12 protein-coding genes are annotated in these 15,718 nt (G+C 67.7%); 4 read left to right on the top strand and 8 right to left on the bottom strand.

Annotated elements, in window-relative coordinates; genetic code table 11:
* Positions 1–23 precede the first annotated feature (23 nt).
* The 5 genes from AC3A3Q_RS07425 to AC3A3Q_RS07405 all read right to left on the bottom strand — a co-directional run bounded on the left by AC3A3Q_RS07425 (position 24) and on the right by AC3A3Q_RS07405 (position 6,623).
* Positions 24–1,106: a WD40/YVTN/BNR-like repeat-containing protein gene (locus AC3A3Q_RS07425; RefSeq protein WP_487585645.1), complete on the bottom strand. Its 1,083-nt coding sequence runs from the start codon at positions 1,104–1,106 to the stop codon at positions 24–26.
* Positions 1,107–1,191: 85 nt separating this feature from the next.
* Positions 1,192–2,550, bottom strand: a complete 1,359-nt coding sequence (locus AC3A3Q_RS07420; protein WP_487585644.1) for a DUF1329 domain-containing protein — start codon at positions 2,548–2,550, stop codon at positions 1,192–1,194.
* A 31-nt stretch (positions 2,551–2,581) separates the two neighbouring features.
* A complete protein-coding gene (locus AC3A3Q_RS07415; protein ID WP_487585643.1) occupies positions 2,582–4,447 on the bottom strand; it encodes a DUF1302 domain-containing protein in 1,866 nt (621 codons plus the stop codon).
* A gap of 361 nt (positions 4,448–4,808) precedes the next feature.
* Positions 4,809–5,618, bottom strand: a complete 810-nt coding sequence (locus AC3A3Q_RS07410) for an isocitrate lyase/PEP mutase family protein (RefSeq protein WP_487585642.1) — start codon at positions 5,616–5,618, stop codon at positions 4,809–4,811.
* A 72-nt stretch (positions 5,619–5,690) separates the two neighbouring features.
* Positions 5,691–6,623, bottom strand: a complete 933-nt coding sequence (locus tag AC3A3Q_RS07405; RefSeq protein ID WP_487585641.1) for a M28 family metallopeptidase — start codon at positions 6,621–6,623, stop codon at positions 5,691–5,693.
* A 140-nt stretch (positions 6,624–6,763) separates the two neighbouring features.
* Between AC3A3Q_RS07405 and AC3A3Q_RS07400 the strand changes: the two genes are divergently transcribed.
* Positions 6,764–7,411, top strand: a complete 648-nt coding sequence (locus tag AC3A3Q_RS07400) for a response regulator (RefSeq protein WP_200605364.1) — start codon at positions 6,764–6,766, stop codon at positions 7,409–7,411.
* A gap of 102 nt (positions 7,412–7,513) precedes the next feature.
* On the opposite strand, the gene rne is transcribed toward AC3A3Q_RS07400, so the two are convergent.
* Positions 7,514–10,723: a ribonuclease E gene (gene rne, locus AC3A3Q_RS07395; RefSeq protein ID WP_487585640.1), complete on the bottom strand. Its 3,210-nt coding sequence runs from the start codon at positions 10,721–10,723 to the stop codon at positions 7,514–7,516.
* Positions 10,724–11,153: 430 nt separating this feature from the next.
* Here rne and AC3A3Q_RS07390 point away from each other — a divergent pair, with 430 nt between their 5' ends.
* A complete protein-coding gene (locus AC3A3Q_RS07390; protein WP_487585639.1) occupies positions 11,154–12,149 on the top strand; it encodes an RluA family pseudouridine synthase in 996 nt (331 codons plus the stop codon).
* A gap of 109 nt (positions 12,150–12,258) precedes the next feature.
* Here AC3A3Q_RS07390 and AC3A3Q_RS07385 read toward each other — a convergent pair whose 3' ends face one another.
* Together AC3A3Q_RS07385 and AC3A3Q_RS07380 are read right to left on the bottom strand one after the other, a co-directional pair.
* Positions 12,259–12,714 carry an energy transducer TonB gene (locus AC3A3Q_RS07385; protein ID WP_487585638.1) on the bottom strand — a complete coding sequence of 152 codons (456 nt, stop codon included), beginning with the start codon at positions 12,712–12,714 and terminating at the stop codon, positions 12,259–12,261.
* Positions 12,715–12,761: 47 nt separating this feature from the next.
* Entirely contained in the window at positions 12,762–13,103 is a 342-nt protein-coding gene (locus tag AC3A3Q_RS07380; protein ID WP_200605360.1) for a 4a-hydroxytetrahydrobiopterin dehydratase, read from the bottom strand.
* Between the two features lie 108 nt (positions 13,104–13,211).
* Here AC3A3Q_RS07380 and AC3A3Q_RS07375 point away from each other — a divergent pair, with 108 nt between their 5' ends.
* Both AC3A3Q_RS07375 and AC3A3Q_RS07370 read left to right on the top strand, forming a co-directional pair.
* Entirely contained in the window at positions 13,212–13,808 is a 597-nt protein-coding gene (locus AC3A3Q_RS07375; RefSeq protein ID WP_487585637.1) for an NfuA family Fe-S biogenesis protein, read from the top strand.
* Between the two features lie 19 nt (positions 13,809–13,827).
* Complete coding sequence (locus AC3A3Q_RS07370) at positions 13,828–15,636, top strand: transmembrane repetitive protein (protein WP_487585636.1); 1,809 nt, start codon at positions 13,828–13,830, stop codon at positions 15,634–15,636.
* Positions 15,637–15,718: the final 82 nt, after the last annotated feature.

Here is a 15,718-nt window from a genome sequence, read left to right as displayed (position 1 = left end):
CATATCCTCACGGACAGATCGGTTCACAGTTCAGGGCGTACGACGCGCACGCCACGAAGTCCGGTAAGGACCACGGCATCGCCGGACACGGCAAGGCCGGTGCAGGGCATCGCGCCCTTCAAGTCGAGGCGACGGAAAGACGCACCGTCGTCGTCGCTCACCAGTACGTCACCGGCCATCGAGCACAGCAGCAGGCGTCCGTCGGGCAAGACCTGGCCGGCGGTGATCGACGCGGTGGTGCCGGTGTCCACCGACTCCCAGTTCTTGCCGCCATCGGGTGAGCGAAAGGCGGTGCCCCTCAATCCGTAGGCAAGCACCAGCCCGGGCTTGGTGAGCAGGCCGAAGTAGCTGCCTTCGTACGGGGTTTGCAGCGCGTTGAAGCGGGACGTTGCCGGATCGAAGCGCAGCGCCAGTCCCAGTTCGCCGACGATGTACAACCCGTCGCCGCTGCCGCGGATGCCATACAGGTGATAGAAGCGATCGTTCTGGGTGTGGGCGATCCACGGCTCCCAGGTCTTGCCACCGTCGGTGGTGTGGAAGATCAGGTTGTAGGCACCGACCACGAAGCCTTCGTTCGCGTTTGCGAACCAGACATCCAGGAACGGCCGGCTCGGGCCCTCCGTCGTTGCGCGCTCGGCCTCGGCCTTCAGCGCGTCGAGCAGGGAGGCATCCGTTGTCGCCGGCAGCTGCTGTACGTAGGCGAGGGTCAGTGCATTGGCGCGACGGCCGTCGAGCTGGACGGCCCAGGAAGCGCCGCCGTCTGCTGTGTGCAGCACCACGCCTTCGTGGCCGACTGCCCAGCCCTGGTTCGCGTCCACAAAGTGCAGCGCGGTCAGGTCGGCGCTGACGGGCACCTTCGCCTGGCGCCAGGTCGAGCCGAGGTTGTCGGAGTAGACGATGTGGCCGCGTGCACCGGCGACGACCAGTCGCTTGCCGGCCACGGCGCTGGCTTGCAGCGCTCGTTGCGTGACCAGTGCGCTGGAACTGGCGGGTTGGTCGAGCACGTCCGTGAAGGTCGTGCGGCCGGTGGCCGAGGAAGCGACTGACGTGGCCAGCAGTGTGGCCAGTGCGGCCACGGCGGCGTGTCTAAAGCGAAGAGGGTTCATGACTTGATTTCGTTCAGCGACGGGACTTCGTAACGCAGACCTCCGGCGGCGGAAGAGCGCCGCCGGAGATCGTGTCCGTCAGGACTCAGCGCACGCCGGCACCGGCCAGTGCGTCGGGCGACCACTGGTTGACCGGGAGCGGGTTGGTGTAGCGGATGCCGTCGTACGGACCCATCAGGAAGCTGATGTTGTAGACGCCAGAGGTCAGGTCGTAGAACACCTGGGTCTCGGCATTGGGCGTGCGCGTGTCGTAGCTGGGCGACATGTGCGCGAACGATGCGCGGTACAGGCGGCCATTGGCGTCGTACTGGTCGGCGGCCAATGCGGTCCAGCTGTCCTCATCGAGGTAGAAGGTGCGCTTGGCATAGATGTGGCGCTTGCCCGGCTTGAGGGTGGCTTCCACGACCCACACGCGGTGCAGTTCCCAGCGCACCAGGTCGGGATTGACGAACTGCGGCGTGGTCACTTCCGCGGCCTTTTTGGCGTAGGTCAGACGGTAGGTGTTGTACGGAACCAGCATCTCCTTCTTGCCCACGAGCTTGAAGTCGTAGCGGTCCATGGAGCCGTTGAAGAGCCAGGCATCGTCGTAGGTGGCCGAACCGGCGGTGCCGGGATTGGGCGTGTCATACGAAATGTCCGGAGCGAGCTTTACGCGACGCTGGCCCGGCAGGTACAGCCAGGCGCGGCGCGGACGCTTGAACGGGTTGACCACGTCGACCGCCATCAGCGCTTCGCCTGCGCGGCGCGCCGGTGCGTTGTAGAAGATCTTGGTGCGGAAGTAGACGTCGGTCTCTTCCGCCGGCTTGGTCGCCGCCGGGTCGTAGTAGGGGTATTCGACGAACAGCTTGCCGCTGGTGGCCAGCGCCGGCGTGCCGGACGAATCGACGTTCCAGTTGTCGTACTTGAAGTTGCTGGCGACGCCGACGTAGCGCAGCAGATGGTTCCACATCGCCTCGTAGCCGCTCTTCGGGATCGGGAACGGATAGCCACCGATGGCACCGGAGATGCCCAGTCCGCCGTCCTTGGTGCTGGCGCGGGTGGCGTTTGCGGCGGTGTTGTCGAGCACGCGGTCGGGCAGGGCGACGGTGCGGTGGGTCGGGTACACGTCGATGCGGTAGTTCGGGTACTTCTTCAGCAGCGCACGCGCGCCAACGGTCAGCTGGCCTTCGTACTGGGCCATGTTCTTGGCGGTGATCGTGAGCCGCGGCTTCTCGCTGGTGAACGGATCGGGACGGATCGACGTGCCGGGCTTGAAGCTGGCCGGTGCCGTGGTCAGTCCGCCGGTGTAGGCGGGAATGGTGCCGTCGGCGTTGGCGCCGGTCTCGGCGCCGACACGGGTCAGGCGGGTGCCGAGCTGCTTGGCCTCGTCGGCGGTCACCGCGGCTGCGGCGTTGCCGAGTACGGCAAGCAGCGCACCGGCGAGGAGGGTCTTGGCGAATGTCATGGTGTGTTCCTCTGCAAAAGTCTGGAGTGCTTCAGAGCGTGGTCTTGAAGGTGAAGACCACGAAGCCGCGATCCGTCAGCAGCGAGTTGGCGCCACCGTACGAGGTGATGGCGTTGGCGGGGTTGGTGGTGGCGTTGCCGAGGAAGTCGACGTACTTCAGGTCGAAGCGGTACTTCGAATGGAGATCGACCGCCACGCCGACGGAGTAGCTGCCGGCGCCTTCGTTGCCACCCAGCAGCACCGCGGAGTTGCCGCTGATGCCCTGCGAGTAGCTGATCGGCACCGACAGGTCGGCGCCCGGGAACATCTGGTACTTGGTCGGCGTGAAGTTGACCGCCAGGCCGTAGTAGTCCTTGGTCACCTTGTCTTCCGGCGTGACCGGCGTGCCGGCCGGGCCGATGACGGTGTAGTTGCTGCGGCCCTTGAAGACGGCAGCGCCTTCCTTGACGTCGCTCCAGTGGTTCCAGGTCAGTTCGACGATCAGGTTCGCGGCATCCCAGATCGGGGTGTCGGCGAAGCTGGCGAAGCCGTTGAGCACGCCGTGCCAGGTCGAGCCACGCGCGCCGCCGGTCTCGCCCTCGGTGGGGGGCGCGAACAGGCTGCCAGCCGGCAGCGAGGCGGCCAGCGGTGCCAGCGATGCCGGCAGCACGCTGACGGTGTCGCTCAGCAGCGGCATGTTCTCGCGGTAGTTCAGGTCGGCACCGACGCTGACGCCCCACAGGTTCTTCGACAGGCTCAGGCCGTAGATCTTGATGTCGTCGGCGTAGGCGGCGGCATAGCGGCCGATGGTGCCGCCAAGCACTTCCGGCACGGTCGCGGCCGACGGATTGATGTAGCACGTGGTGGCGTTCAACGGCACCAGGCCCAGTGCGCGGCACAGCGCCGCCGGCGTGCCCGGGCGCACTGCCGGTGTGGCGTTGCCCTGCGGCAGCACATCGGCGGTCTCGCGGTAGTAGGCGCCCAGCGTGCCGTCGAGCCACAGCGGGCTCCAGCGTGCGGACAGGCCGAAGTCGCCGTGCTTGTCCGGCTCGCTGTCTTCGCCGCGCACCAGGCGGTTCACGCCCAGCGGGTTGGCGGCGGTCACCGCCGCGGCACTGAAGATGAAGGATTCGCCGCCGCGCAGCAGGTGGTCGTTGAAGCCCAGGAACGAGCCTGCTTCGGGAATGCGTGCCTGCTCCCAGTCGAAGAAGTACTGGCCGGCGAGTGAAAGCTCCGGCGTGACCTGCATCTGCGCCGACAGCGCTTCGCGCGGCAGGAAGAGTTCCTTGGCTTCGGTGCCCGGGACCGAGAACAGCTTGCCCAGGTCCAGTGCCGACTGGCCGTAGCTCAGGCTGTGCACCGGGCTGAGCATCGCCTCGCCCCAGAAGACGGTGTGGCGGCCGAGCTTGACGTTGACGGGCATGGAACCGACATCGAACTTGCCGAACACGAACGCGTCGAGCACCTCGCCCGACGGGCCGTGGAAGTAGCGGTCGGTTTCATCGCTCAGGCCGATCGCAGCGCGGCCGTCGCGCATGTGGTTGGACGAGGCGAGATTGGTGTTGTCGATGTTCTCGTACGCCAGGTCGTACCAGCCGGCGGCGCTGACGCGGAAGCCCAGGCGGTCCTGGTAGACGAAGTCCAGTTCGCTCAGCAGGTCCAGGCGCTCCGACACCATACCGGTGTCGAAATTGCGGTCGCCGTCGTCGTAGTTGGGGCTGTTGAGGATCCTGGCGTCCTGGCTCTCGACACGATTGGCCAGGTTGACGCGGATGGTGTTGTCCCAGCGAAGGACGATGTCCGGATTGCCGGTGTTGATCTCCACTGCGCCAGCACTGCCGGCAGCGGCCAGCGTGGCCGTGATGATGGCGCTGAGCAGACGCCTGGGCGCCTTCGATACTGCCTTCGTTGCGTTCATTGACTTCACTGCACCCCGCCCCCGTGGTTGTGTTCGAAAGTCCAGTCGAGCCAACCGTTCTTTCGCGGCGGCAACCGAATGGAGCGATCGACTATAGGGAGGCAGCGGGTTGCAAAATTTGACTAACGGCGTCACTGACTTGTCATTTCATGACAAGGCCGTTGGAGCGTTTTCATGAATAGCGACGGCACGCGGCCGTGCCGGATCGCACATGCGCCATGTGCGAAACCGGCTTGAATTCAGGGGTATTCCACACAGCGGGTGACGCCGGCAATGGTCGCCGGAAACACCCGTTCAGGGAGCCAGGAAGTGTCCGCGCCTGACTTTGCGTCAGAGGGCGCCTTGAACCGCTCTGCGGCGATCAGGGATCCGCGAACAGCCCGTTGATCGCCCCGTAACCCATGACGTCAGTCGACGTCGGGCTGCGCCCGCTGCGAAGGAACTCCTGCGCGCCCGCACGCGTATGCGCGTATGCCTCTTCGGCGAGGTTGGAGCCGGCACTGAGCCGGCGCACGCCGAGTGACTCGAGCGTGGAGGTATCGGGCAGGTTGGGGCGTAGCATCACGTTGAGCGGCACGCCGGCGCGGGAAGCGACTGCACCGATCTCGTCCGCGTCCGTCAGGCCCGGCACGAACAGCCCATCGGCCCCGGCGTCGCTGTAGAGCGCGGCGCGGGCGAGGGTAGGCTCCACGCGCTGGCCGGCCGGCGCCAGTCCACGCAGGTACACGTCGGTGCGGGCGTTGATGTACACATCCAGCCCGCGCTGTGCGCATTCGCGTTTGATCCGCTCGATCTTGGCGCACAGCAGCTCCGGAGCGCCGGCACCGTCCTCCAGGTTGATGCCGACCACGCCGATGCTCGCCAGGCGCACGACATTGTCGGCCACTGTAGCCGGATCATCGGAGTAACCACCCTCGACGTCGACGCTGAGCGGAATCGCGATCACGCGCGCGATCGACTCCGCCGTCGCGACCAGTTGCGCAATCGGCAACTGGTCGCCGTCGGCATAGCCATTCGCCCAGGCGACGCCGGCACTGGTGGTGGCGATCGCCTTGGCCCCCAGGCTCTCGATCAGTCGTGCACTGCCGGCATCCCAGGCATTGGGCAGCAACAGCAGCCCACCTGCATGGAGTTGACGGAACTGCGCTGCGTACCGGGCATTGCTCGACATGGAGGCCTCACGACTTGATGGGGGAGAAAACGGGGTCTAAAACGGGGTCAGAGTGGCAGGGTCCGCGGGCGATTACTGGCCGTTTGCGGACATCCCGGTCGCTGCGGCCGGTGCCGCTGCATCCCAGCCGCGCAACGCCTTCTCGACGGCATCGACGCCGCGCACGGCAGCAGTCGCATCCACCTGCTCGATCGTGTCCTTGTCGCTGTGAATGACCGCCATGACTTTCGCCGGCGCGGCGGGCTTCTTGCCGGCATAGGCTTCAAGCACCAGCTTGATTTCGTCTGCGCCCACCAGCGAGTACGACACGGCCGGCCAACCGGCACGAATGAAGGGCAGGTGGTCGGTGGGCGGGTACTGCTCGCCCGGAGAGAAACCGATGCCGACCGACTGCGTTGCGGTCCTGCTGCTGTCGACCAGCGCCTGCTGGCCGTTTGCCGGCGTCATCATCCACAGCGTGTCGCCCCAGCCGAACACGTCGAAGTTCACGTACAGCGCAGGCTTGGTCTTGCCCGCCGCGACGTATGCCTTGGAGCCGAGCAGGCCGGCTTCTTCCAGGTCCCAGAACGCGATCGCGACGCGGTGATGCTGCAACGGCTGCGCACGCAGTCGCTGCGCGAGTGCGAGCACGGTGGCGCTGCCGGAGGCGTTGTCGGTGGCGCCCTTGCCGTGTTCCACGCGGTCGGAATGGGCGCCGATCAGCAGCAGCGGTGCGCCGTCCGGACCGCCGAGGTCGGCGATCAGGTTCTCGCCTTCACGCTTGCCGTCGACGAACGCTTCCTTGCGCCAGGTGATGCCCATCGCATCCATGCGCTGCGTGATCGCGGCGCGACGCTGTGCATTCTCGCCGGCGTCGGAAATCGCGCGCACGTCGCCAAGCCACTGCGTAGCTGCGGTATTGCCGGCGGGTGCGACAACTTCGGCGGCGGTGGGGCGCGTTGCCTGCGTGGTCGGAGCGCAGGCGGTAACCAGCAGCACGGCAAGAGCGGGGGCGAGCTGACGCATCGGATCGAATCCTTGTCGGGAAAGTCCGCAGTGTGCCCAAGCTTGCGCCCAGTGCAATGGGCCATTGGGCCTGCCGGGTTGCGCCCCCCGGAAGTGGCGCGTAGCCTCGGGACCCGGCGAGAAACTGCCCGGGGAAAAGGATGAGCATCCGAGTTTTCATCGTAGACGACCATGCGCTGGTCAGGACGGGTATGCGCATGATCCTGTCGGCCGAGACCGACATCGAAGTAGTGGGGGACGTGGAGAGCGGCGAGCTGGCGTTGCCGATGATCCGCAAGCTGCATCCCGACGTCGTGCTGTGCGACCTGCACCTGCCGGGACTGAGCGGTTTGGAAGTCACCGAACGCGTGGTGCGGGGCGATCACGGCACGCGCGTGATCATCGTTTCCGTGCTCGAGGACGGACCGATGCCCAAGCGCCTGCTCGAGGCAGGTGCCTCGGGATACGTCGGCAAGGGCGGCGACGCCAGCGAGCTGGTGCGGGCCGTGCGCGACGTCTCGCGCGGCAAGCGTTACCTGGCCAGCAGCATTGCCCAGAACCTGGCGTTGTCAGGAATCGCAGGCGATTCGTCGCCGTTCGACGAACTGTCACCGCGCGAGCTGGAAGTGGCGCTGCTGCTGGTGCAGGGCTTGCGCCAGGACGATATCGCCAAGCGCCTGAGCCTCAGCGCCAAGACCGTCAACACGCACAAGGCGCGGTTGTTCGAGAAGCTCGACATCCACGACAACATCGCGTTGGCACGCATGGCCAGTCGTTACGGACTGGTGGATCCGGTCAACGCGCTCTGACGTGTAGCGCCTGCGAACCAGGCGCCGATTCGTAGCCCAAAACAAAACTGGCCACCAATGGCGGCCAGTTCTGCTGGATCGGAACGAGGAAAGCTACGCCGATCAGGCGTGGCCTTCCTCGTGCTTGGGCTCGCTGCCGCGCTTGTCGATCTCGTGCGCGGCCACGTCTGCCGGCACTTCACCAGCCGCCTCGTCAGCGGCCGTCTCGACTGCAGCCGGTTCCGCGGCGGCATCGGCGCCAGCGACGGCGGCATCGGCCGCAGCGGCGACCGGCTCCACTTCGACCGGAGCAATGCCTTCCTGCGGCAGGGCGTCGAACAGGCCTGCCGTGCGCGGAATGTCGGCCACCGGCGCGACCGGTGCGACCGGACGCGAGTCGGTGATCTGCACTTCGTCGATGCGCTCCGACTTCAGCGGCTCGTCCTGCACGTCATCCTGCACGGACGGCGCTTCCGGCGTGGTCTGGGCGACCGGCGCTTCCACCACCGCCGGTGCTTCGACAACGACCGGTTCCGGCACGGTTTCGACTACCGGTTCGGCGACCGTGTCATTGACGACATCAGCCACGACCACCGGTGCTTCGACGACCGCAACCGGCGTGACCGGGGCAACGACAACTTCGTCGTGCTGCGGTGCAGCCGATTCGATCGTCGCAACCGGTGCCTCAGGTTCGACGGCCGGGGCAGGGGCGGCGACAGGTTCGAGCTTGACCGCCTCGACCACCGCCGGTGCAACCGCTGCCACTGCAGCCACTGCGACCGCAGCCGGAGCGGCGGCAGCAGGCCTGGTCGCCTGCGTGCCCACATCGCCCTCGTCATCGAAGTCGAACTCGGGCTGCGAACGGTTCGCCGCGACGGCCGGCGCCGGAGCGTGCTCGCTGCCGGTGTCGTCTTCGTCGTCGAGCAGATGGTCGTCCTGCATGCCGGCTTCTTCGCCACCGGCCGTGCCTTCACCACCACCGCCACGACGACGACGGCGACCACCACGACGACCGCGACGACGACGACCACTGCCTTCGCCGGCGGCTTCGCCAGCGGCGGATGCGTTCTCGCCCGGGTTGGTCGCGGCGACAACGCCCTCGACCTTGGCGGCTTCGACGGCTTCACCGGCCACTGCGGCGGCCTCACCAGCCACTGCTGCGGTTGCGATGATCGCGGCGTCCGTCACCGGTGCTGCTTCCGGCTTGGCTGCGGCAGGCCTGGGCTCGCGCGGCGGACGCGGGGCGGTTTCGCCCTGCGCCTGCTGCTGGACCTGCGCCTGCTGGCGCTCGTCGGACTGCGGCTTGGGCGGCCTGGGCTGCTGCTGTTGCTTGGGCTGCTGCTGTTGCTGCGGCTTGGCCTGCTGCGGCTGCTGCGCCTGCTTGGGCTGGTTGCCCTGGGCCTGCTGCTTGTCGCGGCGCTGCTCGTCACGACGCGGCTCGTCACGGCGTGCCTCGTCGCGACGCGGCTGCTCGTCACGGCGGCCATCGCGGCCACCCTGCTTGCCGCCGCGACCGTCGCGGCGCTGCGCGTTGCGGTCATTGCGCTCGTTGCGACCGCGGCCGTCCTGCGGACGCGCGGCCGGGGCCGGCTGCGCCGCAGCCGGCTGGCTGCCACGGAAGAAACGCAGGATGCGCTCGACCACGCCGATCGAATGGGTCGGCGTCGCAACCACCGGTGCCGGTGCCGGCATCTGGTCGACCTGCTGCTCACGCGGCTCGCGCAGCGGGGCAGGCTGGGCCGGCTTGACGTTGGTCACCGCCGGAGTCGGCGGGATGTTGAGGTGGGCCTTGGTCAGTGCATGCGTCGGCAGCTTGCGCGGGGTGCCGCGCTGGTAGCTCGGCTTGCTCGACTCTTCGCCCAGCTCGTTCTCGCGGATGCGCGTGACTTCGTAGTGCGGGGTGTGCAGCTGCTCGTCGGCGACGATCAGGATCGGCGCGTCATGGCGCTTCTCGATCTCGCTCAGGGCGCGGCGCTTTTCGTTGAGCAGGTAGTTGGCGATCTCGGTCGGAGCCTGCACCAGCACTTGGCCGGTGTTCTCCTTCATCGCATGCTCTTCAGCCAGGCGCAGGATCGACAGCGACAGCGACTCGACGCTGCGCATGCGGCCGTGGCCTTCGCAACGCGGGCAGACAATCTGGCTCGATTCACCCAGCGACGGACGCAGGCGCTGGCGGCTCAGTTCGAGCAGGCCGAAGCGCGAGATGCGGCCGATCTGCACGCGCGCACGGTCCTGCTTGAGGGCGTGGGCAAGGCGGTTCTCGACGTCGCGCTGGTGCTTGTTCGACGCCATGTCGATGAAGTCGATCACCACCAGGCCGCCGAGGTCGCGCAGGCGCATCTGGCGGGCGACTTCCTCAGCCGCTTCCAGGTTGGTGTTGAACGCGGTTTCCTCGATGTCGCCGCCCTTGGTGGCGCGCGCCGAGTTGACGTCGACCGCGGTCAAGGCTTCGGTCTGGTCGATCACCAGCGCGCCGCCCGACGGCAGGCGCACTTCGCGCTCGTAGGCGTTCTCGATCTGCGATTCGATCTGGAAGCGGTTGAACAGCGGCGTGTCGTCGGTGTAGTGCTTGAGCTTGCGCAGGTTGTGCGGCATCACCTGTTCGACGAAGTCGCGTGCCTCGGCGTACATCTCCGGGGTATCGACCAGGATCTCGCCGATGTCCGGACGCATGTAGTCGCGCAGGGCACGGATGATCAGGCGCGATTCCTGGTACAGCAGGAACGGTGCCGGCTTGGTCAGCGCGGCCTCGGCAATGGCCTTCCATACCTGCAGCAGGTAGTCGAGGTCCCACTGCAGCTCTTCGGCATCGCGGCCGACGCCGGCGGTGCGGATGATCACGCCCATGTCATCGGGGATGTCCAGGCTGTCCATGGCCTGCTTGAGCGCGGCGCGGTCGTCGCCCTCGATCCGGCGCGAGACGCCGCCGGCGGTGGGCGAGTTGGGCATCAGCACCATGTAGCGGCCGGCCAGCGAGATGAACGTGGTCAGGGCAGCGCCCTTGTTGCCACGCTCTTCCTTGTCGACCTGGACTACGACTTCCTGGCCTTCGCGCAGCAGTTCACGCAGGCCGGCCTTGTTGTGGTCGACGCCAGCCTGGAAGTAATCGCGGGAAATCTCCTTCAGCGGCAGGAAGCCGTGACGCTCGCCGCCGTATTCGACGAAGGCGGCCTCGAGGGAGGGTTCGAGCCGGGTGATGCGGCCCTTGTAGATGTTGGACTTCTTCTGTTCTTTCGCCGGTTGCTCGATGTCGATGTCGTACAGGGTCTGGCCATCGACGGTGGCGACGCGCAGTTCTTCTGCCTGCGTCGCATTGATCAGCATTCGCTTCATTGTTGCGTTCCTCGCGCGCTCCTGCGCGTGGTCGGCGCAGGACGCATGCGTCCTGCAGCCGCGGAACGCCGTGGGCGTTTCGCCTCTGGATACCGCAAGCCTGCCTCTGCCAGGGAATGATCCGGGCGCGGCGGCTTCAAGTTTTCCAGCGCTACGACACCACGGCACGCCGCGGGAGCGCTTATCTCTTTTTTCCTGGTACTAGGGCCGGCGGCGCGAACGCCGCACGGGACGTGTTCATCACAGGTGGTTTGACCCACCGGGCGGGAACCGGTTCCGCCGGACCATCGCTGCTAACATGGCTACCCCGGGGGCAGTGGTTAGACGCGGACCGGAATCGCAGGACAGGGGCTTTCGGCCTTTGAGTGCAAGTTCCTGCGAAATCAAAACCTTATCTCGCGTCGCGAGTGTATCAGATAACCTCCCCCGGATGACCCATTCAGCTCCCCCCAACCCCGGCCCGGCGCCTCGCCAGGACGCCAGCCAGGTCCGCACCGTCCGTGTCCCCGAGGATCGGGACGGCCAGCGCCTGGACAATTTCCTCCTCGGCCAGCTCAAGGGCGCGCCCAGGTCGCTGGTCTACAAGCTCGTCCGCTCGGGCCAGGTCCGGGTCAACGGCGGCCGCGCCAAGGCCGAGCGCAAGCTCGAGGCCGGCGACGAAGTGCGGATTCCGCCGGTTCGGCTCAGCGAGGTTGGCGACAAGCCGACGCCGCCGAAGGGCCTGCTCGATGCCCTGGAGGCGGCGATCGTGTTCGAGGACGCGCGCCTGCTGGCCCTGAACAAGCCGGCTGGCCTTGCCAGCCACGGCGGCAGCGGCATCAGCCACGGTGCGATCGAATCGCTGCGGGCGCTGCGTCCGAACATGAGCCTGGAGCTGGTCCACCGCCTGGACCGGGACACCTCGGGCCTGCTGGTCGTGGCCAAGAAGCGCTCGGCCCTGACCGAGCTGCAGGCGCTGATGCGCGAGGACCGCGACTACGACGGCATCGGCATCCGCAAGCGTTACCTGGCGCTGCTGACCGGGCGCATGCCCGATGGCTTGATGACCGTCGATGCCCCGCTGCACGTCGGCCTGCGCCAGGGTGGCGAGCGCCATGTCCAGGTCAATCCGGCAGGCAAGGCCTCGCTGAGCCATTTCAAGGTGCTCGAGCGCCGCGGCGGGCAGTCCTACTGTGAGGTGCGGATCGAGACCGGCCGCACCCACCAGATCCGCGTCCACGCCCAGCACATCGGCCACGCGATCGCCGGCGACGACAAGTACGGCGACGCCGAGGCCAACAAGCGCCTGCGCGATCAGGTCGGCCTGAAGCGGATGTTCCTGCACGCCTCGACGCTGGAGTTCTCGCTCGACAACGGCAAGACCCCGTACCTGCTCAACGCGCCGCTGGCGCCGGAACTGATCGACGTGCTGGACCGCCTGGCATAACCGTCACCGTCATCCCAATCACCGTCGTCCCGGCGAACGCCGGGACCCAGGCCCGCAGCGCTTCCACCTCGTCACCGTCATCCCGGCGAACGCCGGGATCCATCTGCTCTTACTTCCCGCCAGCGCGACGCCGCTGCTCATCCAGCGCAAAGCACGCCTGCGGCCGCACCGCCGGCGGCCGGAAATTCACCGGCACCTGCAGCTTGCTGGACTGCGCGACGCCATCACGGGTCGCCGGCTTGAAGGTCCAGTTGCGCACGCCTTCCAGCGCGGCCTTGTCCAGCGGAGCGATGCCGCTGCTGCGCAGCACATTCGCCGAAGCGACCTTGCCATCCGCCCCGACCGACAGCGCCAGCAGCACCTGGCCGCCGATGTTGTCGCAGGCCAGTTCCTCGGGATAGCCGGGTGGAGGCGTATCGACCGCCATCAGTTCGGTCAGTGCGACCGCCGCCGGTGCCGGCTGTTCGGGCCCCTTGTGGCAGGCACCCAGCAGCAGGGGCAGGGCGACCGAGGCCAGCGCGGAGAAGCCGTGGCGGCGAAGCATGCTCTTCATATCCGTGCCCATGATGTCCATGCTGACTGCCTCGGGGAAAGTGGAAAGGGCGGGAGCGATCAACCGGCCAGGGCGTCGGCCTTGGCCGCGCAGATGAAGTCGTTCTCGCTCAGGCCGCCGACGTCGTGGGTCGAATAGCGCACGACGCAGCGGTTGTAATGCACGCCGAGGTCGGGATGGTGGTCCTCGCGGTGGGCCATGAATGCCAGCGCGTTCACGAACGCCATGGTTTCGTAGTAGTTGCCGAACGAGTACGTCCTGGAGAGGGCGTGCCCATCCTCGACCAGTTCCCAGCCTTGAACCTGCGGCAGCAATTCGCGGATGCGAGCCTCGCTGAGCCGGTGTTCGCTGCCGCGACGGGCAAGGCAATGGGCCTGGGCGAGGGGGACGAGGTCGTTCATCGGCAATGATTCCTTTACGCGTCCCGCCGACTGAACGGAAGCCATCGTCGGCGGTCATTCCAGGGGGGCGCACCATCGAGCTGCGCGGACCCCGGTAGAATAGCCCCCATGATCAACATTTCCGAATCCGCCCAGCGCCACTTCCTCAAGCTGATCGAGCGCGAGGCCCTGCCGGGCCTGGGCGTACGACTGGCTGCTGTCCACGCCGGCACGCCGCGCGCGGACGTGCGCCTGGAGTTCGCCGAGCCCGGCGACCTGCAGGGTGACGAGTGGGCCGTGGACTGCGAAGGCTTCACGGTGTGGCTCGACGCCGCCAGCGTGAAATACCTCGACGGCGCCCAGATCGACTACGAGACCCAGGCCACCGGTGGCCAGCTCCAGATCCGCGCGCCGAAGATCAAGGGCGAGGAGCCTGCCGAGTCGGCTTCGCTGGTCGAGCGCGTGCACTGGATCGTCGAGCACGAGATCAATCCGCAGCTCGCGTCCCATCGCGGCAACGTCGCCGTGCAGGAAGTCACCGCCGACGGCGTGGTCGTGCTGCGCTTCGGTGGTGGCTGCCACGGTTGCGGAATGGCCGACGTGACCCTCAAGCAGGGCATCGAGAAGACCCTGATGACCAAGGTGCCCGGAGTGACGGCAGTGCGTGACGCCACCGATCACGAGACCGGCGACGCACCCTACATCCCCCGCGATTCGGCGGCCTGAGCAGGGCGCGGCGACGTAGATGTTCTCCGCCGCCGAACTGATCCACGCCCTGCAGCGACGGCTGCAGCTCATTTCGCCGCATCTGCGACGCCAGCCCGGTGAGTTTCCGCCGGGCTGGCAGACCTGGTTCGCGAGCCTGCACGAACGCATCGGCGCGGTTCGCGGCGCGACTGCGGAAGCGTTCATCGAGGTGTTCCTTGCGCGGCCGCTGGCCGTCCCGCCGCCAAAGCGCATAGGCGACCTGACCCGCTGGCAGTCCTTCGCCACGCTGTGGCGACAGGACTGGCACGGCGATGTGAAGCAGGACCGCATCGATCGGCGCGTGCACTGGTTCGCCACCGCGTTCACGGTGCTTTGGCACGTGTTCTTCGCGGCGATGCTGCTCTATCTGATGTACCTGCGCTTCATGGCCGCCAGCGCACTGCAGCCGCAGGGCGAGGAAGTGGTAATGGTCGAGTACGTCGGCAAGGGCACGCCGAAAGAACCGGGCGGTGGCCCGGGCGAGCCGGGCCAACAGCAACAGCAGCAGGCCCAGCCGCAACCGCAGCAAGCCGCTGCCGCGCCCGCCCAGGAAAGTGCAGCGAGTGCGCCGAGCGCGCAGCCCAGTCCGCCCGAGGTCGCAATGCCGGTGCCGCCGGTGGACGCACCGGTCCCGGAAGTCGCCCAGCGCGACGTCCCCGAACCGCAGTTGCCCCCGCCAGCGCCGACGGCCGAGCAGCCGGTGGTGGTGAGCGAACCGACACCGAGCGAACCAACCGTGTTCGTCCTGCCGCCGACGCGGCGTCGCCCGCCGGAAGCGGCCGTGGCGGCTCCGGAGCTGAGCACGGCGGCGCCCACTGTGCGCACCGCGGAAGTGGCCGAACCGGTGCAGCCGATCCGCCCGAACATCACCCCGCGCGAAGTCGCCGCGCCATCCATCGAGCAACGCCAGCGCGAAGTCGCCGTGCGCGAAGTGCCAGTGCCCGTGCAGCTGCCGCCGGCACCCGTGCGCACGTTGCCGACTCCGGCGGTTCCGGTGCCGCAAGTGCGATCGACCGCCCCCAGCATTCGCACGGCCGAGATTCCGACCCCGCCGACGCCTGCGCCTCCGTCACCGGCTCCGGCCGCACCGACGCAGGCGCCGACAGCCACGGCGAGTGCGCCTGCTGCCAGCACCGCGACGGCAGCGCCGGCCGCAAGCCCGGCGACGTCGACTGCCGCCGCAAGCACGGCGCCCGCGCCTGCCGCAGGCACGCCCGGTTCCGCGCAACAGCGCCCGGCCGCGCCAGCCGGCAGTGGCACGCAGCCAGTCGCCGGCGCCGGTGCCGGCCCGAAGCCGGCGCCCGCACCGGGAACCTGGTCGACGCCGACGCGCGGCGACGACTGGGGCGAGTCGACCCGCAATCGACCGGGTGGCCAGCGTGGCGAACAGCCCGGGCTCTACAACAGCGACGGTAGCGTCCGGATCGCCGACGCGCCGGGTTCGGCTTCGCCGGGGCAGCCGCCGGGCACGATCACCGAGGAGATCAAGGACCTCGACCGCGCCGGCACCTGGCTGCGTCGCAAGCCCAACGATTTCGAGCCGACGAGCTTCGACAAGTACTGGGTTCCCAACGAGTCGCTGCTCGCCGAATGGGTGCGCAGGGGCGTGAGGAAGGTGGCGATTCCAATCCCGGGCACCGGCAAGAGCATCGAGTGCGTGATCTCGATGCTGAGCCTGGGCGGCGGCTGCGGCATCAGCGATCCCAACCTCAACGACCAGCCGGCCGGCGCGCGACCGCCACCGGCGATACCGTTCAAACCGGCGTTGCAGGAAGACAACGGGTCAGTGAAACCCGCCGGCGGCTGACCGTCATCCCGGCGAACGCCGGGATCCATCTGCTTCTGCTCGAAGCGCAGGAGCCAACGTCCCTGGATCCCCGCCTTCGCGG

The organism is Lysobacter sp. Soil_C_59, from assembly GCF_057656415.1.
This window is presented reverse-complemented; position numbering and strand designations above follow the sequence as displayed.

Bases quoted from the DNA above. Each gene is read 5' to 3' on its own strand.
- AC3A3Q_RS07400 (WP_200605364.1), top strand. From the start codon at position 6,764: ATGAGCATCCGAGTTTTCATCGTAGACGACCATGCGCTGGTCAGGACG.
- AC3A3Q_RS07420 (WP_487585644.1), bottom strand. From the start codon at position 2,550: ATGACATTCGCCAAGACCCTCCTCGCCGGTGCGCTGCTTGCCGTACTC.
- AC3A3Q_RS07410 (WP_487585642.1), bottom strand. From the start codon at position 5,618: ATGTCGAGCAATGCCCGGTACGCAGCGCAGTTCCGTCAACTCCATGCA.
- AC3A3Q_RS07375 (WP_487585637.1), top strand. From the start codon at position 13,212: ATGATCAACATTTCCGAATCCGCCCAGCGCCACTTCCTCAAGCTGATC.
- AC3A3Q_RS07385 (WP_487585638.1), bottom strand. From the start codon at position 12,714: ATGGGCACGGATATGAAGAGCATGCTTCGCCGCCACGGCTTCTCCGCG.
- AC3A3Q_RS07425 (WP_487585645.1), bottom strand. From the start codon at position 1,106: ATGAACCCTCTTCGCTTTAGACACGCCGCCGTGGCCGCACTGGCCACA.
- AC3A3Q_RS07370 (WP_487585636.1), top strand. From the start codon at position 13,828: ATGTTCTCCGCCGCCGAACTGATCCACGCCCTGCAGCGACGGCTGCAG.
- AC3A3Q_RS07415 (WP_487585643.1), bottom strand. From the start codon at position 4,447: ATGAACGCAACGAAGGCAGTATCGAAGGCGCCCAGGCGTCTGCTCAGC.
- AC3A3Q_RS07390 (WP_487585639.1), top strand. From the start codon at position 11,154: ATGACCCATTCAGCTCCCCCCAACCCCGGCCCGGCGCCTCGCCAGGAC.
- AC3A3Q_RS07405 (WP_487585641.1), bottom strand. From the start codon at position 6,623: ATGCGTCAGCTCGCCCCCGCTCTTGCCGTGCTGCTGGTTACCGCCTGC.
- rne (WP_487585640.1), bottom strand. From the start codon at position 10,723: ATGAAGCGAATGCTGATCAATGCGACGCAGGCAGAAGAACTGCGCGTC.
- AC3A3Q_RS07380 (WP_200605360.1), bottom strand. From the start codon at position 13,103: ATGAACGACCTCGTCCCCCTCGCCCAGGCCCATTGCCTTGCCCGTCGC.